This window comes from Pseudomonas laurentiana (assembly GCF_014648275.1).
GTDB lineage: Bacteria > Pseudomonadota > Gammaproteobacteria > Pseudomonadales > Pseudomonadaceae > Aquipseudomonas > Aquipseudomonas laurentiana.
Map to the genome: position 1 here is coordinate 209,080 of NZ_BMQU01000001.1, position 23,046 is coordinate 232,125.

At 60.8% G+C, this 23,046-nt stretch carries 24 protein-coding genes and 1 pseudogene; 11 read left to right on the top strand and 14 right to left on the bottom strand.

Annotated features, from left to right (window positions below; all coding sequences use genetic code 11):
- Positions 1–36: 36 nt before the first annotated feature.
- Positions 37–1,593, top strand: coding sequence for an APC family permease (locus tag IE038_RS01025; protein WP_189394972.1), 1,557 nt, complete (start codon positions 37–39; stop codon positions 1,591–1,593).
- 11 nt (positions 1,594–1,604) lie between these two features.
- Here the strand turns inward: IE038_RS01025 and gmk are convergent, their stop codons facing one another.
- Entirely contained in the window at positions 1,605–2,225 is a 621-nt protein-coding gene (gene gmk / locus IE038_RS01030; protein WP_163939369.1) for a guanylate kinase, read from the bottom strand.
- Positions 2,226–2,238: 13 nt separating this feature from the next.
- Positions 2,239–3,102, bottom strand: coding sequence for a YicC/YloC family endoribonuclease (locus IE038_RS01035; protein WP_163939371.1), 864 nt, complete (start codon positions 3,100–3,102; stop codon positions 2,239–2,241).
- 260 nt (positions 3,103–3,362) lie between these two features.
- Between IE038_RS01035 and rph the strand changes: the two genes are divergently transcribed.
- Together rph and IE038_RS01045 are read left to right on the top strand one after the other, a co-directional pair.
- The gene (gene rph, locus IE038_RS01040; protein ID WP_163939373.1) at positions 3,363–4,085 is read left to right on the top strand and encodes a ribonuclease PH; all 723 of its coding nucleotides are present in this window, start codon (positions 3,363–3,365) and stop codon (positions 4,083–4,085) included.
- Between the two features lie 14 nt (positions 4,086–4,099).
- Positions 4,100–4,468 carry a DUF4870 domain-containing protein gene (locus IE038_RS01045; protein WP_163939375.1) on the top strand — a complete coding sequence of 123 codons (369 nt, stop codon included), beginning with the start codon at positions 4,100–4,102 and terminating at the stop codon, positions 4,466–4,468.
- 73 nt (positions 4,469–4,541) lie between these two features.
- On the opposite strand, the gene crc is transcribed toward IE038_RS01045, so the two are convergent.
- Complete coding sequence (gene crc / locus IE038_RS01050; protein ID WP_065758153.1) at positions 4,542–5,321, bottom strand: catabolite repression control protein Crc; 780 nt, start codon at positions 5,319–5,321, stop codon at positions 4,542–4,544.
- Between the two features lie 80 nt (positions 5,322–5,401).
- Here crc and pyrE point away from each other — a divergent pair, with 80 nt between their 5' ends.
- Positions 5,402–6,043 (top strand): orotate phosphoribosyltransferase, encoded by a 642-nt coding sequence (gene pyrE, locus IE038_RS01055; protein ID WP_065758154.1) that lies wholly within the window; start codon positions 5,402–5,404, stop codon positions 6,041–6,043.
- 64 nt (positions 6,044–6,107) lie between these two features.
- Here pyrE and IE038_RS01060 read toward each other — a convergent pair whose 3' ends face one another.
- From IE038_RS01060 to coaBC, 5 genes and pseudogenes are all read right to left on the bottom strand, one after another.
- A complete protein-coding gene (locus IE038_RS01060) occupies positions 6,108–6,311 on the bottom strand; it encodes a hypothetical protein (RefSeq protein WP_163939377.1) in 204 nt (67 codons plus the stop codon).
- A 162-nt stretch (positions 6,312–6,473) separates the two neighbouring features.
- Entirely contained in the window at positions 6,474–7,379 is a 906-nt protein-coding gene (argB, locus tag IE038_RS01065) for an acetylglutamate kinase (protein WP_163939379.1), read from the bottom strand.
- Between the two features lie 43 nt (positions 7,380–7,422).
- Positions 7,423–8,799, bottom strand: a pseudogene (locus IE038_RS01070) (phosphomannomutase/phosphoglucomutase); the annotation flags it as partial.
- Between the two features lie 144 nt (positions 8,800–8,943).
- Complete coding sequence (gene dut, locus IE038_RS01075; RefSeq protein ID WP_065758157.1) at positions 8,944–9,399, bottom strand: dUTP diphosphatase; 456 nt, start codon at positions 9,397–9,399, stop codon at positions 8,944–8,946.
- A gap of 6 nt (positions 9,400–9,405) precedes the next feature.
- Positions 9,406–10,614, bottom strand: coding sequence for a bifunctional phosphopantothenoylcysteine decarboxylase/phosphopantothenate--cysteine ligase CoaBC (gene coaBC, locus IE038_RS01080; RefSeq protein ID WP_099776335.1), 1,209 nt, complete (start codon positions 10,612–10,614; stop codon positions 9,406–9,408).
- A 134-nt stretch (positions 10,615–10,748) separates the two neighbouring features.
- On the opposite strand from coaBC, the gene radC reads away from it, so the two are divergent.
- Positions 10,749–11,423, top strand: a complete 675-nt coding sequence (gene radC / locus IE038_RS01085) for a RadC family protein (protein WP_163939381.1) — start codon at positions 10,749–10,751, stop codon at positions 11,421–11,423.
- On the opposite strand, the gene IE038_RS01090 is transcribed toward radC, so the two are convergent.
- The gene (locus IE038_RS01090; RefSeq protein WP_163939383.1) at positions 11,420–13,009 is read right to left on the bottom strand and encodes an ABC transporter substrate-binding protein; all 1,590 of its coding nucleotides are present in this window, start codon (positions 13,007–13,009) and stop codon (positions 11,420–11,422) included. The two genes, radC and IE038_RS01090, sit on opposite strands and share 4 nt — an antisense overlap.
- A gap of 362 nt (positions 13,010–13,371) precedes the next feature.
- Between IE038_RS01090 and rpmB the strand changes: the two genes are divergently transcribed.
- Complete coding sequence (rpmB, locus tag IE038_RS01095; RefSeq protein WP_010225868.1) at positions 13,372–13,608, top strand: 50S ribosomal protein L28; 237 nt, start codon at positions 13,372–13,374, stop codon at positions 13,606–13,608.
- Between the two features lie 11 nt (positions 13,609–13,619).
- Positions 13,620–13,775, top strand: coding sequence for a 50S ribosomal protein L33 (gene rpmG, locus IE038_RS01100; RefSeq protein ID WP_013793373.1), 156 nt, complete (start codon positions 13,620–13,622; stop codon positions 13,773–13,775).
- Positions 13,776–13,875: 100 nt separating this feature from the next.
- Here rpmG and IE038_RS01105 read toward each other — a convergent pair whose 3' ends face one another.
- A complete protein-coding gene (locus IE038_RS01105) occupies positions 13,876–14,238 on the bottom strand; it encodes a cupin domain-containing protein (protein ID WP_163939385.1) in 363 nt (120 codons plus the stop codon).
- 200 nt (positions 14,239–14,438) lie between these two features.
- On the opposite strand from IE038_RS01105, the gene IE038_RS01110 reads away from it, so the two are divergent.
- Positions 14,439–15,932, top strand: a complete 1,494-nt coding sequence (locus IE038_RS01110; protein WP_189394974.1) for an aldehyde dehydrogenase — start codon at positions 14,439–14,441, stop codon at positions 15,930–15,932.
- A 111-nt stretch (positions 15,933–16,043) separates the two neighbouring features.
- Positions 16,044–17,186 (top strand): MFS transporter, encoded by a 1,143-nt coding sequence (locus IE038_RS01115; RefSeq protein ID WP_163939387.1) that lies wholly within the window; start codon positions 16,044–16,046, stop codon positions 17,184–17,186.
- On the opposite strand, the gene IE038_RS01120 is transcribed toward IE038_RS01115, so the two are convergent.
- Positions 17,183–18,739 carry a phospholipase D family protein gene (locus tag IE038_RS01120; RefSeq protein ID WP_163939389.1) on the bottom strand — a complete coding sequence of 519 codons (1,557 nt, stop codon included), beginning with the start codon at positions 18,737–18,739 and terminating at the stop codon, positions 17,183–17,185. The genes IE038_RS01115 and IE038_RS01120 overlap by 4 nt on opposite strands.
- A 63-nt stretch (positions 18,740–18,802) precedes the next feature.
- Entirely contained in the window at positions 18,803–20,227 is a 1,425-nt protein-coding gene (locus tag IE038_RS01125; RefSeq protein WP_189394975.1) for an aminotransferase-like domain-containing protein, read from the bottom strand.
- Positions 20,228–20,405: 178 nt separating this feature from the next.
- On the opposite strand from IE038_RS01125, the gene IE038_RS01130 reads away from it, so the two are divergent.
- Entirely contained in the window at positions 20,406–20,636 is a 231-nt protein-coding gene (locus tag IE038_RS01130) for a DUF1127 domain-containing protein (protein WP_163937972.1), read from the top strand.
- On the opposite strand, the gene IE038_RS01135 is transcribed toward IE038_RS01130, so the two are convergent.
- On the bottom strand, positions 20,633–21,946 hold the full coding sequence (locus IE038_RS01135; protein WP_189394976.1) for an NAD(P)/FAD-dependent oxidoreductase: 1,314 nt from the start codon (positions 21,944–21,946) through the stop codon (positions 20,633–20,635). The two genes, IE038_RS01130 and IE038_RS01135, sit on opposite strands and share 4 nt — an antisense overlap.
- Before the next feature lie 114 nt (positions 21,947–22,060).
- Between IE038_RS01135 and IE038_RS01140 the strand changes: the two genes are divergently transcribed.
- Entirely contained in the window at positions 22,061–22,414 is a 354-nt protein-coding gene (locus tag IE038_RS01140) for a YkgJ family cysteine cluster protein (RefSeq protein ID WP_163937975.1), read from the top strand.
- Positions 22,415–22,417: 3 nt separating this feature from the next.
- Here IE038_RS01140 and dadR read toward each other — a convergent pair whose 3' ends face one another.
- A complete protein-coding gene (gene dadR / locus IE038_RS01145; RefSeq protein ID WP_042121505.1) occupies positions 22,418–22,906 on the bottom strand; it encodes a transcriptional regulator DadR in 489 nt (162 codons plus the stop codon).
- Positions 22,907–23,046: the final 140 nt, after the last annotated feature.

Sequence of the window (23,046 nt, forward strand, 5' to 3'; positions counted from 1 at the left end):
CACCTAGAACAATACCAATAGCGACGGCAAATACTCATGAGTGAATACACAGAAGCGAGTCGGCCCCCGGGCTCGGCGGAGTCGGCGCAGGCCAACTCAGGCGCTTCCACCCATCGCAGCAAAGGGCTGGCCAAGGGCCGGCTCGGGCTGCTTGCCAGCATTGTGCTTGGCATCTCCACCATTGCGCCGGTTTACACCCTGACCGGCGCGCTCGGGCCTACCGTGCGTGAAGTCGGTGCACATCTGCCGGCCGTGTTCCTTGTAGGCTTCCTACCCATGCTGCTGGTTGCGCTGGGCTACCGTGAGTTGAACGCGGCCGAGCCGGACAGCGGCACGTCGTTCACCTGGTCTGCCCGTGCCTTCGGCCCGATGATTGGCTGGATTGGGGGTTGGGGGCTGGTCACGGCGACGACTATCGTCTTGTCCAACCTCGCGGGTGTGGCGGTGGACTTTTTCTACCTGTTCCTTGGGCAGCTTAGCGGTAGCCACGAGGTGTCTGCCCTGAGCGACAACCTGTTGGTCAATGTCACCACCTGCTGTGTCTTTATTGCCATGGCCGTATGGATCTGCTGCCGTGGCATGGGTACCACCATGACCGTGCAGTACGGTCTTGTGGCGTTGCAACTGGTGGTGCTGATCGGTTTCTCCATGGCCGCATTTGGTGGGTCGTCGACCCTCCCGCCACTGCAGTTCGAGTCAGACTGGTTCAACCCGTTTGGTGTTGAGTCGTTCTCCTCGTTTGCTGCCGGACTGTCGCTGTCGATCTTCATTTTCTGGGGGTGGGATGTCTGCCTGACCGTAAGCGAAGAGTCGGTGGGCAGCGAAGAAGTACCCGGCAAGGCGGCTACCTGGACTGTGTTGTTGATTCTTGGCCTGTACCTGGTGACCGGTATTGCCACCTTGCAGTTTGCCGGTATTGGCGACATTGGCCTGGGCCTGGGCAATCCGCGTATCCAGGAAAACGTCTTTGCGCACCTGGCCGGCCCGGTGATGGGGCCGCTGGCTATCTTGATGTCCATTGCCGTACTGGCCAGTACGGCGGCGTCCCTGCAGTCGACCTTCGTCTCGCCAGCGCGCACGCTATTGGCCATGGGCTACTACGGTGCTGTGCCTGAGCGTTTTGCCAGCATCTGCCCGCGCTCGCAAACGCCACGCTATGCGACCATCTGTGCCGGTGTTGCTGCTGGCCTGTTCTACGTCACCATGCGCACCCTGAGCGAAAACGTACTGGCCGACACCATCACTGCGCTGGGGATGATGATCTGTTTCTACTACTCGCTGACGGCGTTCGCGTGCGTGTGGTACTTCCGCGACAGCCTGTTCGACAGCCTGCGTCACTTCATGATGCGTGGCCTGTGCCCCTTTGTGGGCGGGGGGATTCTCTCGGTGATCTTCGTTCAGACGGCCATCGACAGTGCGTCACCGTCGTTCGGCAGTGGCTCGCATGTCGCAGGACTGGGCCTGGTGTTCGTGATCGCGATGATCATTCTGTTGCTGGGTATCTTCCTGATGATGCTGTCGCGCATGCGTGCACCGGCGTTCTTCCTGGGGATGACCTTGCATCGGCAGGCAACGCTGCCCTGCCGACGCTAGAACGGCGCTGATCAGGCGAGCAACTGCTTGAGTAGCTCGCTGTGGCGCTGCTGTTGGCTTCCTTGTTGCAAACGGTTGGCCCTGAAGATCGCCTTGAGGTCTTCAAGGGCCACGGCGAAGTCATCGTTGATGATGACGAAGTCGTACTCGTCGTAGTGGCTCATCTCGCTGACCGCTTCACGCATCCGCCCCTCAATGATCTCATCGCTGTCCTGGCCACGGTTGGTCAGGCGCTGGCGCAGGGCCTGCTGGCTGGGCGGCAGGATGAAGATCGAGCGTGCCTGTGGCATCTGCTTGCGTACTTGCTCGGCGCCTTGCCAGTCGATTTCCAGAATCAGGTCGTGGCCTTCGTCCAGGGTCTGCTGCAGTGTGCTCTGCGAGGTGCCGTAGAGGTTGCCGAAGACTTCAGCCTGCTCCAGGAAGTCACCGTGCTCGGTCATGCGGATGAACTCGGCGCGATCGACGAAGTGGTAGTTCACCCCGTTCTCTTCGCCCGGACGCATGGCGCGGGTGGTATGCGAGACCGAAACGCGAATGCTGGGCTCGGCGTCGATGAGGGCTTTGACCAGGCTGGTCTTGCCGGCACCGGAAGGGGCCGAAATGATGTAGAGGATGCCGCTGCTGTGGTTCATGGTTGGGGTGGCCTTACTCAATGTTCTGTACTTGTTCACGCATCTGCTCGATCAGGACCTTGAGGTTGACCGCTGCTTGGGTGCTACGTGGGTCGAAGGCTTTGGAGCCAAGGGTATTCGCTTCGCGGTTCAGTTCCTGCATCAGGAAGTCGAGGCGTCGGCCTGCGGCGCCCCCGGACTTGAGTACACGGCGTACCTCGGTCACGTGTGTGCTCAGGCGGTCCAGTTCTTCGGCGACGTCACTTTTCTGGGCCAGCAGCACCATTTCCTGCTCCAGGCGCTGTGGATCAAGTTCGGCTTTCATGTCGGTGAAGCGATCAAGAACCTTCTGGCGCTGAACAGCCAGCATCTGCGGCACCAGTGCACGCAAGGTCGTGACCTCGGTGGCCATGCTGTCCAGGCGTTCGTTGATCAGCCTGGCCAGTTCGGTGCCCTCGCGGTTGCGGCCGTTGCGCAGTTCGTTCAGGGCCTCTTCAAACAGGCTCATGGCCTCGTTGTTCAATGCTTGCGGGTCGGCGGCGTCTGCTACCAGTACACCCGGCCAGGCCAGCACCTCCAGGGGATTGAGTGCTGCAGGCTGCTTGATCAGGCTGGCGACGGTCTCGGCGGCGGCAACCAGTTGTGCGGCGCGTTCGCGATTGACTTGCAAGGGCTTGCCGGTGCTTTCTTCATTGAAGCGCAGCGTGCATTCGACCTTGCCGCGCGACACGCCCTGGCGCAGTGCTTCACGTACCGCGCCTTCAAGGTCACGGAAGGCGTCAGGCAGGCGCAGGTGGGGTTCCAGGTAGCGGTGGTTGACTGAGCGCAATTCCCAGATGAGGGTACCTTGGGTGCCGGCGCGTTCGGCGCGGGCAAAGGCGGTCATGCTATGCACCATGGGAAGTACCTCGCAGTGGGATGATGGGAAGCCGACAGGCTGCAAAGGCGCAGGATTGTAGCGCAGTGCGAGGTGTGCTCCCAATCCACTGATGTTACAAACACTCTCCGGGATTCCGGAAAAAACCGACCAACGTCTCTGGCCCGCGGCTGGCGTGGTTCTGCCGGTGCTGAAATGGCTGTTTCTGTCCAAGGCATGTCCAGCGGAGCCCGGGCGCTCTATAATGCTGGGCAGATTCAAGTCCAGTACAGGTATCCCCTATGAAACGTCCAAGTGGTCGCGTTGCCGATCAGCTCCGCTCGATCCGCATCACCCGCAACTACACCAAGCACGCCGAAGGGTCGGTACTGGTCGAGTTCGGCGACACCAAAGTCGTCTGCACGGTCAGCGTCGAAAATGGCGTTCCACGGTTCCTCAAAGGTCAGGGCCAAGGCTGGCTGACAGCAGAGTACGGCATGCTGCCACGCTCCACTGGCGAGCGTAACCAGCGCGAAGCCAGCCGTGGCAAACAGGGTGGCCGCACCCTGGAAATCCAGCGTTTGATCGGCCGCTCGCTGCGTGCTGCGCTCGACATGAGCAAGCTTGGCGACATCACCCTCTACGTCGACTGTGACGTGATCCAGGCTGATGGCGGTACCCGCACTGCATCGATTACCGGCGCCATGGTCGCGCTGGTCGACGCCCTGCGTGTCGTCAAGAAGCGTGGCGGTCTCAAGGGCGGTGACCCGCTCAAGCACATGATTGCTGCGGTTTCGGTGGGTATGTACCAAGGCGTTCCCGTGCTCGACCTGGACTACCTGGAAGACTCCGCTGCCGAGACCGACCTGAACGTGGTCATGACCAGCGCAGGTGGCTTCATCGAGGTTCAGGGCACTGCAGAAGGTGCACCGTTCCAGCCTGAAGAGCTCAATGCCATGTTGGTATTGGCGCAGAAAGGCATGAGCGATCTCTTCGAGCTGCAGAGCGCTTCGCTGGCCGACTGAGTGAGGGTGGCCCGATGGGCGAACAACCGTTGAACGTACCCACCCCGAGTGCCGATGTGCGCCAGTGGGCGATGTTCTGCCACCTCGCGGCGTTCTGCGGGTTGTTGTTCCCCTTCGGCAACCTGCTGGGGCCGTTGATCATCTGGCAGTGGAAGCGTGAGCTGGACCCGTTCATCGATGCCCAGGGTAAGGAATCGCTGAACTTCCAGATTACCGTGACCATTGCCTACGTGATCTGCATCGCTCTGTTCATCATCTTGATTGGCTTTGCGTTGCTCGGCCTGCTGGTAGTGGCCGCGGCGATCCTGATGATCATCGCTTCGGTCAAGGTCAACGAGGGGCAGGCGTATCGCTACCCCTTTACCTGGCGGGTGATTCAGTAGCGGCAGGTTTTGGGCTGACCGACAGCTGACACAAAAAAGCCGACGTGATGTCGGCTTTTTTGTGCGTGACCGTTTAAATGGTCAGCGTCCAGTCATAGTCCACGATCAGTGGCGCATGCTGGGAGAAGCGTGGCTGGCGTGGCAGGCGTGCGCTACGCACGAAACGGCGCAGGCCAGGTGTCAGCAACTGGTAGTCGAAGCGATAGCCCAGGTTGAGCATCTCGGCCTGTTCGTTGTCCGGCCACCAGCTGTACTGCTCGCCTTCGCGGCTGACTTCGCGCAGGGCATCGACATAGCCCATGTCGCCGACGATGGTGTCCATCCAGGCCCGTTCCGGCGCCAGGAAGCCCGGAGACTGCTGGCTGTCGCGCCAGTTCTTGATGTCGAGCTTCTGCTGCGCGACATACAGCGAACCGCAGTAGATATATTCGCGGCGCTTGCGGCGTTGCTTGTCCAGGTACTTGGCGAAGTCGTCCATCAACTTGAACTTCTGGTTCAAGTCTTCGTCGCCATTCTGCCCGGAAGGCAGCAGCAAGGTGGCAATACTGACTTTGTCGAAGTCTGCCTGCAGGTAACGTCCGTAGCGGTCGGCTGTCTCGAAGCCCAGGCCGCTGATGACTGCCTTGGGCTGCAAGCGCGAGTAAAGTGCCACGCCGCCTTGGGCGGGGACTTCTGCGTCGCAGGCATAAAGGAAGTAGCCATCGAGCTGGAAAGCTGGGTCGTCGAGTTCAAAGGCCGAGGCGCGGGTATCCTGAAGGCAGATGACGTCGGCATTCTGGGCTTGCAGCCAGCTGAGCAAACCACGCTCGACTGCAGCCTGAATGCCATTTACGTTCACACTGATGATCCGCATAAATGGCCCCAAAAATCTCGTGCGTGTATGATACCCGAGCTGTACTCAATTAGCTAAATCCGTGGTATCCGGGACTCTACATGCAGCCGTATCAGCGCGACTTTATTCGTTTTGCCATCGATCGTGGGGTTCTGCGCTTCGGTGAGTTCACCCTCAAGTCGGGGCGCACCAGCCCGTATTTCTTCAATGCCGGCCTGTTCAACAGTGGCGCGGCCCTGGCTCAGCTTGGACGTTTCTATGCGGCGGCGATCGTCGACAGCAAGATTCCGTTCGATGTGCTGTTCGGCCCGGCCTACAAAGGTATCCCGCTGGCAGCGGCGACCGCTGTGGCGCTGGCTGAGCATCACCAGCTCGACGTGCCATGGTGCTTCAACCGCAAGGAAGCCAAGAGCCATGGTGAAGGCGGCAGCCTGGTGGGTGCACCGCTGACCGGCGACGTGCTCATCATCGACGACGTGATCACGGCTGGCACGGCGATCCGTGAGGTCATGCAGATCATCCAGGGGCAGCAGGCCAAGGCCGCTGGCGTGCTGATCGCACTGAACCGTCAGGAGCGCGGCAATGGTGAGTTGTCGGCGATCCAGGAAGTGGAGCGTGACTTCGGTATCCCGGTGGTCAGCATTGTTTCGCTGACCCAGGTACTGGAGTTCCTTGCTGACGATCCGGCGCTCAAGCAGCATCTGCCTGCGGTAGAGGCGTACCGCGCTCAGTACGGTATCTGAAACCCATGCGCATCAAAAAGGCCCTGCATTGCAGGGCCTTTTTGCTTCTCTGCCTCGTGTGCCATCAGTTCGGATAGGGATCGTCCACCGCATCGCCTTGGCCGCTGAGTATTTTCCAGCCCTTCTTCGGGTGGGTGCCTGCTGCGTAGTGCGGGCAGGGAGGGAGCGACTTCTTGCTTTGGTTCGAGTAGTGATGACCACAGTCGACGCACGCGTAGCGACCTGCCGAGACGTCACTGCCGTAGGGCACGTAATCCTTGTCTGTCATGGATGAACCTCCGTTGTGAAGAGGCATCAGCGTAGCGCGGAAGAAGATCTGGATGGTGTAGGAGATTTCCCGCTTGCTTGAGGGAAGTTTCCGGAGTGGTGCGCGAGGAGACGTGGAGGGCGTGAGGCCCCACCCCGAGTTGCCCGGGGTGGGGTGCGGTTGTTACTCCGGCTTCTGATTGGTAATCAGGGTGCCGACACCGCTGTCGGTGAAGATTTCCAGCAGGACCGCATTCGGTACCCGACCGTCGATGATGTGCGAGCTGTTGACGCCGCCCTGGACGGCCTCGAGTGCGCAGCGAATCTTCGGCAGCATGCCGCCGTAGATCGTGCCGTCGGCGATCAGGTCATTGACCTGCTCGGTGGTCAGGCCGGTCAATACGTTGCCTTGCTTGTCCATCAGGCCGGCAATGTTGGTCAGCAGGATCAGTTTCTCGGCCTTCAGGGCCTCGGCGACCTTGCCAGCGACCAGGTCGGCGTTGATGTTGTAGGACTCGCCGTTGGCGCCAACGCCAATCGGTGCGATCACCGGGATGAAGTCGCCCTTGACCAGCATGTTCAGCAGGTCGGTGTTTACCCCAACCACTTCGCCTACATGACCGATGTCGATGATTTCAGGCGAGGTCATTTCCGGGGTCTGGCGGGTGACCTTGAGCTTCTTCGCGCGAATCAGCTCGGCGTCTTTACCGGTCAGGCCGATGGCGCTGCCGCCATGACGGTTGATCAGGTTGACGATGTCCTTGTTCACCTGGCCGCCGAGCACCATCTCGACCACGTCCATGGTTTGTGCGTCGGTGACGCGCATGCCATCGATGAAGTGGCTTTCGATCGACAGGCGCTTGAGCAGATCACCGATCTGCGGGCCGCCGCCATGTACGACCACAGGGTTGATACCCACGGCTTTCATCAGGACCACGTCACGGGCGAAACCGGTTTTGAGCTCTTCGCTCTCCATCGCGTTGCCGCCGTACTTGATCACCAGGGTCTTGCCGACAAAGCGGCGGATGTAAGGCAGCGCTTCGGACAATACCTGGGCGACATGGGTGGCGGCATCACGATCGAGGGTCATGCAAAGCTCCAGTGGAACAGTAGTCGGTCAGAACAGTAGTCGGTCAGAACGGTAGTTGCAGGTTGGGTTCAACACGCTTCAGTTGTGCGTGGAAAACATCCTTGATGCGTTGCAGTTCGGCGTCGGTTTCAGCTTCGAAACGCAGCACCAGTACCGGGGTGGTATTGGAGGCGCGCACCAAGCCCCAGCCGTGGGGGTAATCGACTCGAACACCGTCGATGGTGGTCAGGCTGGCATCGCCCCACTGCGCATCACGCTGCAGTGCATCAATGATGCTGAATTTACCTTCGTCGGTCACTTCAATGTTGATTTCCGGCGTGGAAATATCATTCGGGAAGGCGGCAAACAGGGTTTCGGCGTCAACCGATGCCTTGCTGAGGATCTCCAGCAGCCGGGCGGCGCTGTAGATACCATCGTCGAAGCCGAACCAGCGCTCCTTGATGAAGATGTGTCCGCTCATCTCGCCGGCCAGCAGGGCACCGCTCTGCTTCATTTTCTTTTTGATCAGCGAATGACCGGTTTTCCACATCAGTGGACGACCACCATATTGCTCGATCAGTGGGCTCAGGCGGCGGGTGCATTTGACGTCGAAGATGATCTCGGCACCGGGGTTGCGGGCCAGCACATCCTTGGCAAACAGCATCAGCAAGCGGTCCGGGTAGACGATGTTGCCGGTATTGGTCACGACACCGACGCGGTCGCCATCGCCGTCGAAGGCCAGGCCCAGGTCCGCGCCGGTCTCTTTGACCTTGGCGATCAGGTCGACCAGATTCTCGGGTTTGCCCGGGTCTGGGTGATGGTTCGGGAAGTTGCCGTCCACTTCGCAGAACAGCGGGATCATTTCGCAGCCGAGTGCCTCGATCAGCTGTGGTGCAATGACGCCGGCCGCGCCGTTGCCGCAGTCCACAACGACCTTGAGCTTTTTCGCCAACTTGATGTCGCCGGTGATCTGCTGGAAGTAGCGCTCAAGAATCTCGACGCGCTCGACCCGGCCTTGGCCTTGGCTCAGGTCGTTGGTCTTCAGACGCGTCAGCAGGGCTTGAATCTGCTCGTTGGCGAGGGTGTCGCCAGCGATGACGATCTTGAACCCGTTGTAGTTCGGTGGGTTATGGCTGCCGGTGAGCATCACGCCGGATTTGCCAGCGAGGATGTTGGCGGCATAGTACAGGGCAGGCGTCGGCACCAGGCCGACGTCGCTGACCTGACAGCCTGCCTCGGCGAGGCCCTTGATCAGTTGCTCGACCAGCATCGGGCCGGACAGGCGCCCGTCACGGCCTACCGACACCTGTGGCTCGCCCTGAGCCAGGCTCTGGGCACCGATAGCGCGGCCAATCCAATAGGCGGTCTCGGCGGTCAGGCTGTCGCCAACCACGCCTCGAATGTCGTAGGCGCGAAAGATGCTTTCAGGGAGTGTGGGTACCAGCTGTGCCATGTCGTTCATCACTGGGGAGCTCCAATCTCAAGGGCGTGCGGTGCAGGCTCAAATTGAACGCTTTGACGGTGTTTCTGCCAGAGAGTTCGCCAATCCGTGGGGTAAGCGGGGCAGCCAGGGCTGCCCGGTTGGTCAGTGGCTGCCTGAGTGGCCGAAGCCACCTGCGCCGCGTTGGCTTTCATCAAAGGTTTCGACGATGTCGAAATGGGCTTGTACCACCGGTACCAGCACCAACTGTGCGATACGTTCGCCGACAGCGATGGTGAAGGCGGTCTGGCCGCGGTTCCAGCAAGACACCATCAGTTCGCCCTGGTAGTCAGAGTCGATCAGGCCGACCAGGTTGCCCAGCACGATACCGTGCTTATGGCCAAGGCCCGAGCGCGGCAGGATCAGAGCTGCCAGGCCAGGGTCACCGATGTACACCGACAGGCCGGTCGGGATCAGCAGGGTCTGGCCTGGCTCCAGGACGGTGTCTTCCTTGAGCATGGCACGCAGGTCCAGGCCGGCGGAGCCTGGGGTGGCGTACTGTGGCAGCGGGAATTCGTTGCCGATACGAGGGTCGAGGATCTTGGCTTGTAGAGCGTGCATGCGTGATTAAACCTGGTTAAGACGTTCAGCGATGAAGGCGATCAGCTGACGGGCGATCTTGCCTTTGCTGGTCTGGGCGAAAAGAGTTTCTTGCAGTTGCCGGTCGATCACGCTGCAGGCGTTCTCTTCGCTGTTGAAGCCAATGCTGGGGTTGGCGACATCGTTGGCGACGATCAGGTCAAGGTTCTTGTCCTTGAGCTTGCGTGCGGCGTAATCGAGCAGGTGTTCGGTTTCGGCGGCAAAGCCGACACTGAACGGGCGGTCCGGACGGGTGGCGATGGTGGCAAGGATATCGGGGTTGCGCACCATCTGCAGCAGCAGGCCGTCACCGGTGGTCGGGTCTTTCTTGAGCTTCTGTGGGGCGACGACCTCTGGGCGGTAGTCCGCAACCGCTGCCGAGGCGATAAACAGGTCGCAGGGAATCGCGGCCTCACAGGCGGCGAGCATGTCGCGAGCGCTGACCACATCGATGCGGGTCACCCGGTCGGGGGTCGGCAGGTGTACAGGGCCGGTGACCAGGGTGACCTTGGCACCTGCTTCAACCGCGGCTTCGGCCAGGGCAAAGCCCATTTTGCCGGAGCTGTGGTTAGTGATGTAGCGCACCGGGTCGATGTTTTCCTGGGTCGGGCCGGCAGTAATCAGCACATGCTTGCCGGTCAGCGACTCGCGCTTGAAGCATTCTGCGGCATGCCACGCCAGGTCGTTGGCTTCGAGCATGCGGCCCAAGCCCACGTCGCCACAGGCCTGGCTACCGGACGCCGGGCCGAACACCTGGATCTGGCGGCTTTGCAGCAGCTCAAGGTTGGCTTGGGTGGCCGGGTCGCGCCACATGGCCTGGTTCATGGCCGGGGCTACGGCAACCGTGGCGTCTGTAGCCAGCACCAGCGTGGTCAGCAGGTCATTGGCGACACCTTGGGCCAGGCGCGCGATCAGGTCGGCGGTGGCGGGTGCGATCAGCACGAGATCGGCCCACTTTGCCAGCTCGATATGGCCCATGGCGGCTTCGGCCGCCGGGTCGAGCAGGTCCAGATGAACCGGGTGTCCGGACAGGGCCTGCATCGTCAGGGGGGTAATGAATTCGGCGCCGCCACGGGTCATGACGACACGGACTTGCGCGCCGTGCTCCAGAAGTCGGCGAACCAGTTCGGCACTCTTGTAGGCGGCGATGCCGCCGCCGACGCCGAGAACAATGCGTTTCCGATACAGCCGCTGCATAGGCTTGCCTTGTCAAATCAGGGTTTGCACGTGCCGATCAGGCTTGTAGGAAGCGAAATCGGCGAAGAAAAAGAGGGGCTAAGATAGCACAGCACTCAAGCCGGACAGCAGTACCCAGTGGGCAGGGAGGTAGCATGAGCATCAAGGATTGGCCGGTCACGGAGCGGCCGCGGGAGAAGTTGTTGTCGCGAGGGGCTGCCAGCCTTTCGGACGCCGAATTGCTGGCCATTTTTCTACGAACCGGGGTGCGTGGGCGCAGTGCCGTCGACCTGGCACGTTACCTGTTACAGCAATTCGGCAGCTTGCGAGCGCTATTGGAAGCAGACCTCAGGCGGTTCAGCACCGAGCCAGGGCTGGGGCCTGCCAAGTTCGCGCAGTTGCAGGCGGTCATGGAGATGGCCCGGCGCCATCTGGCCGAGCGTTTGCGCCGGGACTCGGCCCTGGAGAGCCCGCAGGCCGTCAAGGACTACCTCAAGGCCGAGTTGCGTCATGAGCCGCACGAGGTGTTCGGCTGCCTGTTCCTGGACAGCAAGCACCGGGTGCTTGCGTTTGAAGTGCTGTTTCGCGGGTCTATCGACAGCGCCAGTGTCTACCCGCGGCAAGTGATCAAGCGCTCGCTTGCGCACAATGCGGCCGCCTTGATCCTGTGCCATAACCACCCGTCGGGGGTCTCGGAGCCCAGCCAGTCGGACGTGATCCTCACCCGGCGGCTCAAGACGGCGCTTGAGCTGGTGGATGTCCGGGTGCTGGATCACTTCATCATCGGCGATGGCGAACCCTTGTCGATGGTCGAGTACGGCTGGTTCTAGCGGACCACATTCACTTTCGAGAAGTCCTGCCGGCCAAACGGGCTTACCTGATAGCCCTCCACACCTTTGCGGGTGAGGGCGGCCGCCGTTGGGTGCGCCAGTGGTAGCCAGAGGGCCTGCTGCTGGATCTGCGTCTGTGCCTGCTGGTACAGGCGACTGCGCACGCTCTGGTCGTTGGTGGTTTTGCCGGCGCTGATCAATTGATCCAGGCGCGGGTCGCAATAACGGGCGAAGTTGGTTCCGGACTTCACGGCTGCACAGGAAAATTGTGGGCTGAGGAAGTTGTCGGGGTCGCCGTTGTCGCCGGCCCAGCCCATGAACAGCAAGTCATGCTCGCCCGCCTTGGCCCGGCGGATCAGTTCGCCCCATTCGATGACGCGAATCTCGGCCTGAATGCCGATCTTGCCGAGGTCGGCTTGCAGTAGCTGTGCGCCAAGGCTTGGGTTGGGGTTGAGCACGCTGCCTGAAGGGCGAGTCCAGATCGTGGTGCTGAAGCCCTTCGCCAAGCCAACCTTGGCCAGCAAGGCACGGGCTTTATCCACGTTGGTGGGGTAGCCGGTCAGGTCTTTGGCGTAACTCCAGGTGTTGGGCGGGTAGGGGCCGTCAGCGGCGACGGCGGTGTCTTCAAAAACGGCTTTCAGGTAGCTGGCTTTATCGAATGCCAGGTTGATGGCCTGGCGGACTTCCACTTTATCCAGCGGCGGGTGCTGGCTATTGATGGCAACGAAGGCGGTCATGAAGGCGTCGGTTTTTTCGGCCTTCAGGGTGTCGTCCTTGGCGGCTTCGGCGATGTCCAGTGGCTTGGGCGACAGGGCGATCTGGCATTCGTTGCGCCGCAGTTTCTGCAGGCGCACGTTGGCATCGGGGGTAATGGTGAAAATCAGCGGATCGACGGCTGGCTTGCCGGCGAAGTAATCCGGGTTGGCCCGGTAGCGGATGTTGGCGTCCTTCTGGAAGCGGCCAAAGACGAATGGCCCGTTGCCGATGGGCTGGCTGTTGAGCTTTTCCGGGGTGCCGGCCTTGAACAACTGATCGGCGTACTCGGCGGAATAGATCGAGGCGAAGCCCATGCTCAGCGTGGCCAGGAAGGTCGCGTCCGGGTGGTCAAGGGTGAAGCGCACCGTGAGTGGGTCTGGTGCTTCGATCTGCTTGATCAGCTCAGGCAGTTGCAGCGATTGCGCATGGGGGAAGCCGCTTTGTGCAATTTTGTGCCAAGGATGGGCGGGGTAGAGCATGCGCTGGAAGCTGAACAGCACGTCGTCGGCGTTCAGCGTGCGGCTGGGTTTGAAATAGGCGGTGCTGTGGAACTTCACCTCGGGACGCAGTTTGAATTCGTAGGTCAGGCCATCGCTGGAAACCGTCCAGTGTTCGGCCAGGCTCGGCACGACCTGGCCTTGAGCCGCGTCAAATTCGACCAGCCGGTTCATCAGTACATCGGCCGAGGCGTTGGTGGTGGTCAGTGAATTGTACTGAACCACGTCGAAGCCTTCAGGGCTGGCTTCGGTGCAAACGCTCAATGCCGCCGCCTGAGCCAGCGCAGGCGCAAACACAGCGGCGAACAGTAACGGTAGAGCGGCAGGACGCATGGGGACTCCTTGGCTGATCGATGGCCCATCTGCCGGTGCAGTCTGGAAGTGTCCTACCCTAGTGCGCGCCGGACTAAATGGCTATATCCTTTTTGGCGAATCTTGCGACGAGTGGTCAAGGGTGCTCCAGGCCCACGGCCGTGCTGTTCGCGTATGATTCGTTGCACGGCAATTCGTATCTGCTGTTGTTGTACTCAGGTCTTTCTGGTATAAAGCAGCGCTCTTTTCTAGGGGCCCGGTTTGTCGCGTCTATGCGTATAACCGATAAGACCCTGAAGAAACACGGCGCCTGGCGCCATAGACTGAGAGATTAAGCGGCCAACCCATGCCGGGTTGGGCATGTGGTTTTAGAGGGCTGAGGCATGTCGAGAGTCTGTCAAGTTACCGGTAAGGGTCCGGTAACCGGGAACAACATTTCCCACGCAAACAACAAAACCCGTCGTCGTTTCCTGCCGAACCTGCAGCATCATCGCTTCTGGGTCGAGTCTGAAAAGCGTTTCGTGCGTCTGCGCGTATCCGCTAAAGGCATGCGTATCATCGACAAGCGCGGCATTGATGCCGTTCTGGTTGACATCCGCCGCAACGGCGCCAAGGTTTAAGGGAGAGAATCATGCGTGAATTGATCCGTCTGGTGTCGAGCGCTGGTACTGGCCACTTCTACACCACTGACAAAAACAAGCGCACCACCCCCGACAAGATCGAAATCAAGAAGTACGATCCTGTGGTTCGCAAGCACGTTGCTTACAAAGAAGCCAAAATCAAGTAATTGATTGGTTTCTCGCCGGCAGCCTTTCAGGGTGCTGGCACACAAAAAACCCGGCCTTCGTGCCGGGTTTTTTGTTGCTGCGTTCTTTGAGCGTCGGGGCTTAGGCCTTCTGCTCAAACATCACATAGATTTTTCGGCACGGCTCAAGCACCTCCCAGGTGCCCTTGAAACCGGCGGGGATGACAAAACGGTCACCCACCCGCAGGGTTTTTGCCTGCCCGTCGCTGTCACGCAATACCGAGACACCTTGAACGATCTCGCAGTATTCGTGTTCGGTATAGTTCACTGTCCATTGGCCTACAGCGCCTTCCCATACGCCGGCGGCAAATTGTCCGCAGGGGCTGGCGTAGTGATTGTAGACCGCCTGCTCAGGGTCGCCCTTGAGGATTTTTTCTGCCGCTGGGCGGTAACGTTCCGCCTCCGTCATGGCTTGGCTGAAATCGACGATCTGCTGAATCTTCATGGGCGGGTCTCCCTTATTGTGTTTAATAAACTGCACATGAGTAGGCTTTTTGCCTATTTGTGTCAAATATATTGATAATTTGGGTGCCGCTGGTTTAGGGTGTCTGATGCCGTCGAGCACCGTATCGCTCCGGCAAAATTTCCGACAGCACCCGTGAGCCCTCGTGCGGTGCTGCACTTCAATAAGAGGAGGAGTTTCGTATGACCACCCTGACTCGTGCGGACTGGGAACAGCGTGCCCAGCAACTGAAGATCGAAGGCCGTGCTTTCATCAATGGTGAATACACCGCCGCCGCATCGAATGCGACGTTCGAGTGCATCAGCCCGGTCGACGGACGCCTTCTGGCGCACATCGCCAGCTGTGATGAAGCCGATGCACAGCGCGCCGTTGAAAACGCCCGCGCCACCTTCAATTCCGGTGTCTGGTCGCGCATGGCCCCGGCCAAGCGCAAGGCGACCCTGATCCGCTTTGCCGGTCTGCTCAAGCAGAACGTCGAAGAGCTGGCCCTGCTGGAAACCCTGGACATGGGCAAGCCGATCAGCGACTCGCTGAGCATTGACGTGCCGGGTGCAGCCAACGCGCTGAGCTGGAACGGTGAGGCCATCGACAAGGTTTACGATGAAGTCGCTGCCACACCGGATGACCAGCTTGGCCTGGTCACTCGTGAGCCGGTGGGGGTGGTCGCGGCCATCGTGCCGTGGAACTTCCCGCTGCTGATGTCGTGCTGGAAGCTCGGCCCGGCGCTGGCCACCGGTAACTCGGTGATCCTCAAGCCTTCGGAAAAATCGCCACTGACGGCCATTCGTATCGCCCAGCTGGCTATCGAAGCCGGCATTCCTGCGGGCGTGCTGAACGTGCTGCCAGGCTATGGCCATACCGTCGGCAAGGCCCTGGCCCTGCACATGGATGTGGACACCCTGGTGTTCACCGGTTCGACCAAGATCGCCAAGCAACTGATGATCTATGCCGGCGAATCGAACATGAAACGTGTCTGGCTGGAAGCTGGTGGCAAGAGCCCGAACATCGTATTTGCGGATGCCCCTGACCTGAACGCTGCCGCACAAGCAGCGGCAAGTGCGATTGCCTTCAACCAGGGCGAAGTCTGCACGGCAGGTTCCCGTCTGCTGGTTGAGCGTTCAATCAAGGACACCTTCCTGCCGCTGGTGCTTGAGGCGTTGAAGGCCTGGAAACCGGGCAACCCGCTCGACCCTGCAACTACAGTGGGTGCGCTGGTCGATACCCAGCAAATGAACAACGTATTGTCGTACATCGACGCCGGTCACAGCGACGGCGCCAAGCTGCTGGTGGGTGGCAAGCGCATTCTCGAAGAAACCGGCGGCACTTATGTCGAACCGACCATTTTCGACGGCGTCAGCAATGCCATGAAGATCGCGCAGGAAGAGATCTTTGGGCCGGTGCTGTCGGTGATCACCTTCGACAGCGTTGAAGAGGCCATCAACATCGCCAACGACACCCCCTATGGGCTGGCGGCGGGCGTATGGACGGCTGACCTCTCCAAGGCGCACAAGACGGCCAAGGCCTTGCGTGCCGGTAGTGTCTGGGTCAACCAATACGATGGTGGCGACATGACCGCGCCGTTCGGTGGCTTCAAACAGTCGGGTAACGGCCGCGACAAGTCGCTGCATGCACTGGACAAGTACACCGAACTCAAGGCGACCTGGATCAAGCTGTAAGCCTTGTGCGGCTGAGTGCCGCGCGTGTTCAGTGATACGGCCGGGCCTTGCATTGCTGCAAGCCCGGCTGTGTTGTTTGTGCCTGCTTAAAACAACAAAAAGGGGGCTGTAATGCGCTGGGGTACCTACTTTGCGGTACTGGCGGCAGTGCTCAGTGTCGGGTTGGCACTTGGCGTAAGCATGCCGCTGGTTTCGTTGCGGCTGGAAAGTTGGGGCTATGGTGGCTTTGCCATCGGAGTGATGGCGGCGATGCCGGCAATCGGCGTGTTGTTCGGGGCAAGCCTGGCCAGTCGCCTGGCCGCCTATTTCGGCACCCCGGGGTTGATGCGCTTGTGCCTGTGGGGTGGTGCGCTGTCGATCGGGTTGTTGGCGTTGTTGCCCAGTTACCCCGTGTGGTTGGTGCTGCGCCTGTTGATAGGCATGGTACTGACCATCGTCTTTATTCTTGGCGAAAGCTGGATCAACCAGTTGGTGGTCGAGGCGTGGCGTGGGCGTCTGGTTGCGCTGTATGGCAGCAGCTATGCGCTGAGCCAGTTGGCTGGGCCGCTGGTCCTGGGCTTTTTGGGTTCAGAGGATGACTTCGGCTTTTGGGCCGGCGCAGGCTTGTTACTGCTGGCACCCTTGTTGTTGATCGGACGCAGCGGTGCGCCCACGACTGAAGCCTGTTCGGTGACCTTGGGGGATCTGGTCTGGTTTTGCCGCAACCTTCCGGTTATCGCCTGGGCCATTGCCCTGTTTGCCGCGTTCGAGGCAATGATACTGACCTTGTTGCCGGTCTACTGCCTACAGCAGGGCTTTGGCACTGAAATGGCGTTGTTCATGGTCAGTACCGTGGTGATCGGTGATGCGTTGCTGCAGTTGCCGATTGGTGCGCTGGCCGACCGCATGTCGCGGCGCACGTTGTTCTCGGGTTGTGCACTGGTGCTGTTGATCTCCAGCCTGATGATTCCGCTGCTGCTTCACACCTCGCTGATCTGGCCGCTGTGGGTACTGTTCGGTGCCAGTGCCGGTGGCTTGTTCACCTTGTCGTTGATCCTTATTGGCGAGCGTTACCGGGATGATGCACTGGTGCGTGCCAATGCCCACGTGGCTCAACTGTGGGGCATTGGTTGTCTGATCGGACCTCTGGTGGCCGGTGCCGGCAGTCAGTGGATCAGCGGGCATGCCTTGCCTCTGCTGATGGCTGCAGGTGCATTTGGCCTGGTGTTGCTGGCCCGCCGACCGAATGCCTTTGAGGTAAAAATGGTCGCTTAAAGCATGCGCTCCAGGCCGACCGCCTTGCTGATCCAGGCATTGAAGCGGCGCCATAGGCCGCCTGGCTCGGTTGTCAGGGTGTGCAATTGATTGTTGTCCTGAGTGACCCAGACTACACGGCCGTTTTCCAACTTGGGCTGGTAACTCCGGGCGGGGGCCATGCCCTGGGCGGCCAGGTCGCGGGTGTACTCGGCCAGCTCCGGGCTGTCGACCATCACCCCGACTTCGGTGTTCCACAACACCGAGCGCGGATCGAAGTTGAACGAGCCGATAAAGGTTTTCTTGCGGTCAATGACAATGGCTTTGCTGTGCAGGCTTGAGTCTGAGCTGCCGTGCAGACGGTAAAGCGGATGGCGATGAGGTGCGCCGGGTTGGCGGCGCAATTCGAACAGGTGCACGCCATGTTCAAGCAAGGCCTTGCGGTAGGGGGCGTAGCCGCCGTGGACCGCCGGCACATCGGTTGCCTCCAGCGAGTTGGTCAACAAATTGACCGAAACACCGGCGTCGGCCCGGCTGGTGAGGTAAAGCATGCCGGTGTCGCGCGGTACGAAGTAGGCCGAGATCAGGATCAGTTCGTGGGCCACTGCGTTCAGATCGGGCGCCAGTTGCGGGGTCATCAGCAACTGTGGGTCGGGCTCTTCCGGGGCCAGTACCTTGCTGGGTGCATCCCACAGCGCCTGGTTATGGGCCCAGATCAACTCGTTTCGCCAGATATCCAGGCGCGGCTGTGTGCGATAGGCCATCAGCCGGTCGTAGAGGGCCTTGCGCTGGGTGCTGGCCTCCTGCAAGGCTCTGTCCAGGCTCTGGCGAGTGCGGCGCAGGTCGTCGGCATCTGGTTGGCGCAGGAAAAAGTCGTTGATCGGGCGGCTCAGGGCGCTGTTCCAGTATTGGTCAAAACTGTGCCCTAGCTGTTCCGCCACCGGGCCGACGCCAAGCAGGTCGATGTCGGTGAAATTCAGGTTGGGTTCGGCGTCGAAGTACTCATCACCCAGGTTGCGCCCGCCGACGATGGCCATGCTGTTATCCACCAGCCACAACTTGTTGTGCATGCGCCGGTGTTGCCGCGACAGGTTGAACAGCCGCCCGAGGGTCCGCGTGACACCGGTGCTGCGGCCCAGGTGTAGCGGATTGAAGACCCGCAGCTGGATGTTCGGGTGGGCGGTGAGGGTGCCGATCAGGTTGTCCAGGCCATCGCTGGTGGTGTCGTCGAGCAGGATACGCACCCGCACGCCGCGGTCAGCGGCTTGCAGCAGCTCGCTGACCAGCGCGCGGGTGCTCAAGCCGTCGCGGACGATGTAGTACTGCAGGTCGATACTGCTTTGGGCGTTGCGGATCAGCTCGGCCCGGGCGCGGAATGCTTCGCTGCTATTGGGCAGCAGGCGGAAGCCTGAGCGACCATCATAGGCCTGGGCCTGGCGTTGGACCGAACGGCCGAACGCCGAGTCGCTGGCGGGCAGCGCTTGGCTGACCTCACGGGGGCTGTCGACACTGGCGCAGCCTGCCAGGGCAAACACCAGCCATAGCACTAGAGGCAGGAGCCGAGGGTGGTTCAAAGGGCGTTTCCTTAACCGCTCAGGGAGATGAACAGGGGCCGCAAGGGCGGCGCAACGTTACCCTCAGCCTTCATCCTCGGCCAGTAGACGAATGGCGGTTTCCCCCACTTTGCGTACTGCGGCTTCGATCTCGGCACTGGGACGGGCTGCGAAGTTCATGCGCAGGCAATTGCGGTACTTGCCTGAGGCCGAAAAAATACAGCCCACGGCAATTTGTACGCCCTGCTCCAGTAAAGCCCGATTCAGCCGCAGCGTATCGAAACTTTCCGGTAATTCGACCCAGAGCATGAAGCCGCCCTGCGGTCGGCTGGCCCGGGTGCCTGCCGGGAAGTAGCGGGTGACCCAGTCGATCATCAGGTCACGGCTGCGCTGGTACTGGCTGCGCATCCGTCGCAGGTGCGGTTGGTAGTAGCCGCCCTCTATGAAGTCGGCAATCGCCAGTTGCGGTTGTGTGGCTGTGCAGCCGGTGCTGATGTACTTCATGTGCAGCACCCGCTCCAGATAACGCCCGGGTGCGACCCAGCCGATTCGCAGGCCTGGGGCGAGCGTCTTCGAGAACGAACTGCACAGCAGCACGCGACCGTCATCGTCGAAGGACTTGATGGTGCGTGGGCGAGGGTAGGTGTAGGCCAGGTCGCCGTACACATCGTCTTCGAGTATCGCCACGTCGAAGCGCTGCGCCAAGGTCAACAAGGCCCGCTTGCGGGCTTCGGGCATGCTGTAGCCCAGCGGGTTGTTGCAGCTCGGCGTGAGCTGAATCAGCTTGATCGGCCATTGCTCCAGTGCCAGTTCCAGTGCTTCGAGGCTGATGCCGGTGAGCGGGTCGGTAGGGATTTCCAGGGCTTTCATGCCCAGGCCCTTGAGCGTCTGCATGGCGCCGTGAAAGCTGGGCGAGTCGACGGCGACAATGTCGCCCGGTTCGCAGACCGCCCGAATGCTGGCGGACAACGCCTCATGGCAACCCGTGGTAACGACCAGGTCCGCCGCACTGAGGTGGCAGCCGGAGTCGAGCATCAACCGGGCGATCTGCTCACGCAGCGCTTGAGTGCCGTAGATGGTGTCGTAATACAGACCGGGCATGTCCTGACGCCGGCTGAGTTGGGCGAGGCTGCGCAGCAAGGGCTTGAGGGTTGGGCTATCGACATCGGGCATACCCCGGCCCAGTTGCACCACGTCCTTGCGCGGCACGCTGCGCATCAGTTCGACGACCTGGTCCCACTGGGAGATGTCCACCGGGCGCTGTGCCGGGCGACTGACCGCGGGCAGGGCGGGGAGGGAACGGGTGCTGGGCACGAAGTAGCCCGATTTGGGGCGCGGTGCCGCCAGGCCATTGTCTTCCAGCACCCGGTAGGCCTGCTGGACCGTACTGAGGCTGACACCGTGCTCGACACTCAAGGCGCGTACCGAGGGCAGGCGATCGCCAGGCCGGTAGAACCCCTGCTCAATACGTGCGCCGAGCAGTTCGGCGAGATTGACGTAAAGCGTCATGGCGCTCTCCTTGAGAAAGACTCGGCGATTGACCCATACAGATGCAACGAAAATACAGCATTCAGCGGCAGATTTGCCAATGCTGTATGGCGTTAATAGGTTGGTTTTGAATCTGTAATGCTTTCTATCCGGCCTGCATCATGGCTCCACAGTCGGAACTACTCAGGAGGCAGGCGTGATGAACGGCTTAAGCGATGTGCGGCTGAAGGTCTACAGCGGTGAGTTGCAGGCGCAGCAAGCCCCCGACGTATCTGGCGTAGGGTGTGGCATGGGCCGTTGGGCGCTGATGGTGCACCGCTGGCGCTCACGTCGTGACCTGCTGACACTGGACGCTGAGCAGTTGCGCGACGTCGGACTGACCCGCGAGCAGGCCCTGCATGAGGGGCTGAAACCCTTCTGGCGTCCTTAGATCAGCTCTTTGAGGCGGTGCCAGAGCATGCCCAGGGCCAGCAGTGGCGAGCGCAGGTGTTTACCGCCGGGGAAGGTGATGTGTGGCACCTGGGCAAACAGGTCGAAGCGGCCGCTGTGCTGGCCGCTGATGGCCTCGGCAAGGAGCTTGCCGGCCAAGTGTGTGGCGTTGAGGCCGTGACCGGAATAGGCCTGTGCGTAATACACGTTGGGCTGATCGTGCAGGCGACCGATCTGCGGTAGACGGTTGGCACCGATGCCGATCATGCCGCCCCAGTGGTAGTCGATGCGCACGTCGGCCAGCTGCGGGAAAACCTTGAGCATCTTGGGCCTCATGTAGGCGGCGATGTCCTTGGGGTCGCGCCCGGAATAGTGGCAGGCACCGCCGAACAGCAGGCGGCGGTCGGCGGACAGACGGTAGTAGTCCAGCGCGACACGCTGATCGCAGACCGCCATGTTCTGCGGCAGCAACTGCCGGGCCATGGCCTCGCTCAATGGTTCGGTGGCGATGATGTAGCTGCCCGCGGGCAGCACCTTGCCGCTGAGTTCAGTGTTCAGGCCATTGAGGTAGGCATTGCAGCCCAGCACCAAGGTGCTGGCACGGACCGAGCCTTGTGCGGTGTGCACGCGCACCTGACTGCCATAGTCGATACGGGTCACGGTTGATTGCTCGAACAGGCGTACGCCCAGGCTTTCGGCAACGCGGGCTTCGCCCAGTGCCAGATTCAGCGGGTGCAGGTGGCCGGAGCCCCTGTCGATCAAGCCGCCGACATAACGGTCGGAACCGACGACGCTATGCATCTCGTGGGGTTGCAGCAGGCGCAGCTCATGGCGGTAACCGAGCCCGCGCAGTTCCTCGGCATCGGCGGCGAAGCCCTCCAGATCGCGGGGCTTGTTGGCCAGGTCGCAGTAGCCCCAGGTCAGGTCGCAGTCGATGGCATGCTGCTCAATGCGTTGGCGGACGATATCCACAGCCTCCAGGCCCATCAGCTTGAGCTGGCGTACACCGTCGCTGCCGATCACCGGCGTGAACTGATCCAGGCCATGACCGACACCGCGAATCAATTGCCCGCCGTTACGCCCACTGGCACCCCAGCCGATCTTGTGTGCTTCCAACAGGACAACGCGTATGCCGCGCTCAGCCAGCTCGATGGCTGTATTGAGGCCCGAAAAGCCACCGCCGACCACGCAGACATCGCAGCTCGATTCGCCCTGCAGTGCCGGATAGTCAGGCTGTGCGGCACTGCTGGCAGCGTAGTAGGAGGCGGTATGCAGGGCGCTGGAAGCGGGCTGCTGAACGCGGACGTTCATGTGCGTTATCCTGATTATTGTGTTTGAAAAACTTGACGGAGCATAAGCCGCGCTTTCACGCAGAGGCAACCGTCAGGCAAAATCGACGCTCACACTGATATTGCGCAGGCCGCCATGAGTTGCAACAGCCACAAGATCCGCTTCCTGCGTGAGCAGATCCCGTCGTTTGAGTGCGTGCCGGGTTGCCATGACTGTTGCGGGCCGGTCACCACGTCGACGGAAGAAATGGCCCGGCTGCCGCGCAAGACCGAGGCGGAGCAGGACGCCGCGCTGGCCGAACTCAACTGCGTACACTTGGGGCCGAACGGTTGCACGGTGTATGAAGAGCGGCCGTTGATCTGCCGCTTGTTCGGCACTACGCCACGCTTGCCGTGCCCACGTGGCCGCGGCCCCGAGGAGTCGATTGACCCCGGAGCCGAGCAACTGATCCACCAGTACATCGCCACCACCCGCCAGGTGTTGGTCTGAGCCTCAGTCCGGAATCGGCAGGTTCAGGCTTTCCTTCACTTCTTCCATGACGATGTAGCTCTTCGACTCACGCACATGTGGCAGCTTGAGCAGGATGTCGCCGAGCAGCTTGCGGTAGGAAGCCATCTCCGAAATCCGCGCTTTCACCAGGTAGTCGAAATCACCTGACACCAGGTGGCATTCCAATACGTGGGGCAGTTTAAGCACCGCACGTCGAAATTCCTCAAAGGTATCGCCAGACTTGTAGTCCAGGCTGATTTCAACGAACACCAACAGGCTGCCCTTCAGGTGTTGTGGGTTCAGCCGGGCGTTGTAACCCATGATGATCCCTTCACGCTCCAGGCGGCGAACCCGCTCGGTGCACGGCGTGGTCGACAGGCCGACCTTCTCGCCCAGCTCAGTGAAGGAAATGCGCCCGTCTGTTTGCAGGATGCGCAGGATATTGCGGTCGATCTTGTCCAGTTCACGTTTACTTTGATGCTGGGTTCTCATAGGGGATGCCCCTCCGTAAAAGCTGACTCTGCCGAGAATTCTCGCCAAATATAGGCTTTTATATAGTGAAAAGCACTGCCCATACCTTCCTATACTGCGCCCATCTACGCCATTAACAACAAATGTCTGCGGTGCGCCGC

Coding starts and splice junctions, on each gene's coding strand:
- IE038_RS01105 (WP_163939385.1), bottom strand. CDS start 14,238: ATGAAGATTCAGCAGATCGTCGATTTCAGCCAAGCCATGACGGAGGCG.
- IE038_RS01135 (WP_189394976.1), bottom strand. CDS start 21,946: ATGAACGTCCGCGTTCAGCAGCCCGCTTCCAGCGCCCTGCATACCGCC.
- IE038_RS01110 (WP_189394974.1), top strand. CDS start 14,439: ATGACCACCCTGACTCGTGCGGACTGGGAACAGCGTGCCCAGCAACTG.
- IE038_RS01130 (WP_163937972.1), top strand. CDS start 20,406: ATGAACGGCTTAAGCGATGTGCGGCTGAAGGTCTACAGCGGTGAGTTG.
- rpmB (WP_010225868.1), top strand. CDS start 13,372: ATGTCGAGAGTCTGTCAAGTTACCGGTAAGGGTCCGGTAACCGGGAAC.
- IE038_RS01025 (WP_189394972.1), top strand. CDS start 37: ATGAGTGAATACACAGAAGCGAGTCGGCCCCCGGGCTCGGCGGAGTCG.
- dut (WP_065758157.1), bottom strand. CDS start 9,399: ATGCACGCTCTACAAGCCAAGATCCTCGACCCTCGTATCGGCAACGAA.
- IE038_RS01035 (WP_163939371.1), bottom strand. CDS start 3,102: ATGGTGCATAGCATGACCGCCTTTGCCCGCGCCGAACGCGCCGGCACC.
- gmk (WP_163939369.1), bottom strand. CDS start 2,225: ATGAACCACAGCAGCGGCATCCTCTACATCATTTCGGCCCCTTCCGGT.
- pyrE (WP_065758154.1), top strand. CDS start 5,402: ATGCAGCCGTATCAGCGCGACTTTATTCGTTTTGCCATCGATCGTGGG.
- rph (WP_163939373.1), top strand. CDS start 3,363: ATGAAACGTCCAAGTGGTCGCGTTGCCGATCAGCTCCGCTCGATCCGC.
- IE038_RS01125 (WP_189394975.1), bottom strand. CDS start 20,227: ATGACGCTTTACGTCAATCTCGCCGAACTGCTCGGCGCACGTATTGAG.
- radC (WP_163939381.1), top strand. CDS start 10,749: ATGAGCATCAAGGATTGGCCGGTCACGGAGCGGCCGCGGGAGAAGTTG.
- argB (WP_163939379.1), bottom strand. CDS start 7,379: ATGACCCTCGATCGTGATGCCGCCACCCATGTCGCCCAGGTATTGTCC.
- coaBC (WP_099776335.1), bottom strand. CDS start 10,614: ATGCAGCGGCTGTATCGGAAACGCATTGTTCTCGGCGTCGGCGGCGGC.
- crc (WP_065758153.1), bottom strand. CDS start 5,321: ATGCGGATCATCAGTGTGAACGTAAATGGCATTCAGGCTGCAGTCGAG.
- IE038_RS01090 (WP_163939383.1), bottom strand. CDS start 13,009: ATGCGTCCTGCCGCTCTACCGTTACTGTTCGCCGCTGTGTTTGCGCCT.
- IE038_RS01140 (WP_163937975.1), top strand. CDS start 22,061: ATGAGTTGCAACAGCCACAAGATCCGCTTCCTGCGTGAGCAGATCCCG.
- IE038_RS01045 (WP_163939375.1), top strand. CDS start 4,100: ATGGGCGAACAACCGTTGAACGTACCCACCCCGAGTGCCGATGTGCGC.
- rpmG (WP_013793373.1), top strand. CDS start 13,620: ATGCGTGAATTGATCCGTCTGGTGTCGAGCGCTGGTACTGGCCACTTC.
- IE038_RS01115 (WP_163939387.1), top strand. CDS start 16,044: ATGCGCTGGGGTACCTACTTTGCGGTACTGGCGGCAGTGCTCAGTGTC.
- dadR (WP_042121505.1), bottom strand. CDS start 22,906: ATGAGAACCCAGCATCAAAGTAAACGTGAACTGGACAAGATCGACCGC.
- IE038_RS01060 (WP_163939377.1), bottom strand. CDS start 6,311: ATGACAGACAAGGATTACGTGCCCTACGGCAGTGACGTCTCGGCAGGT.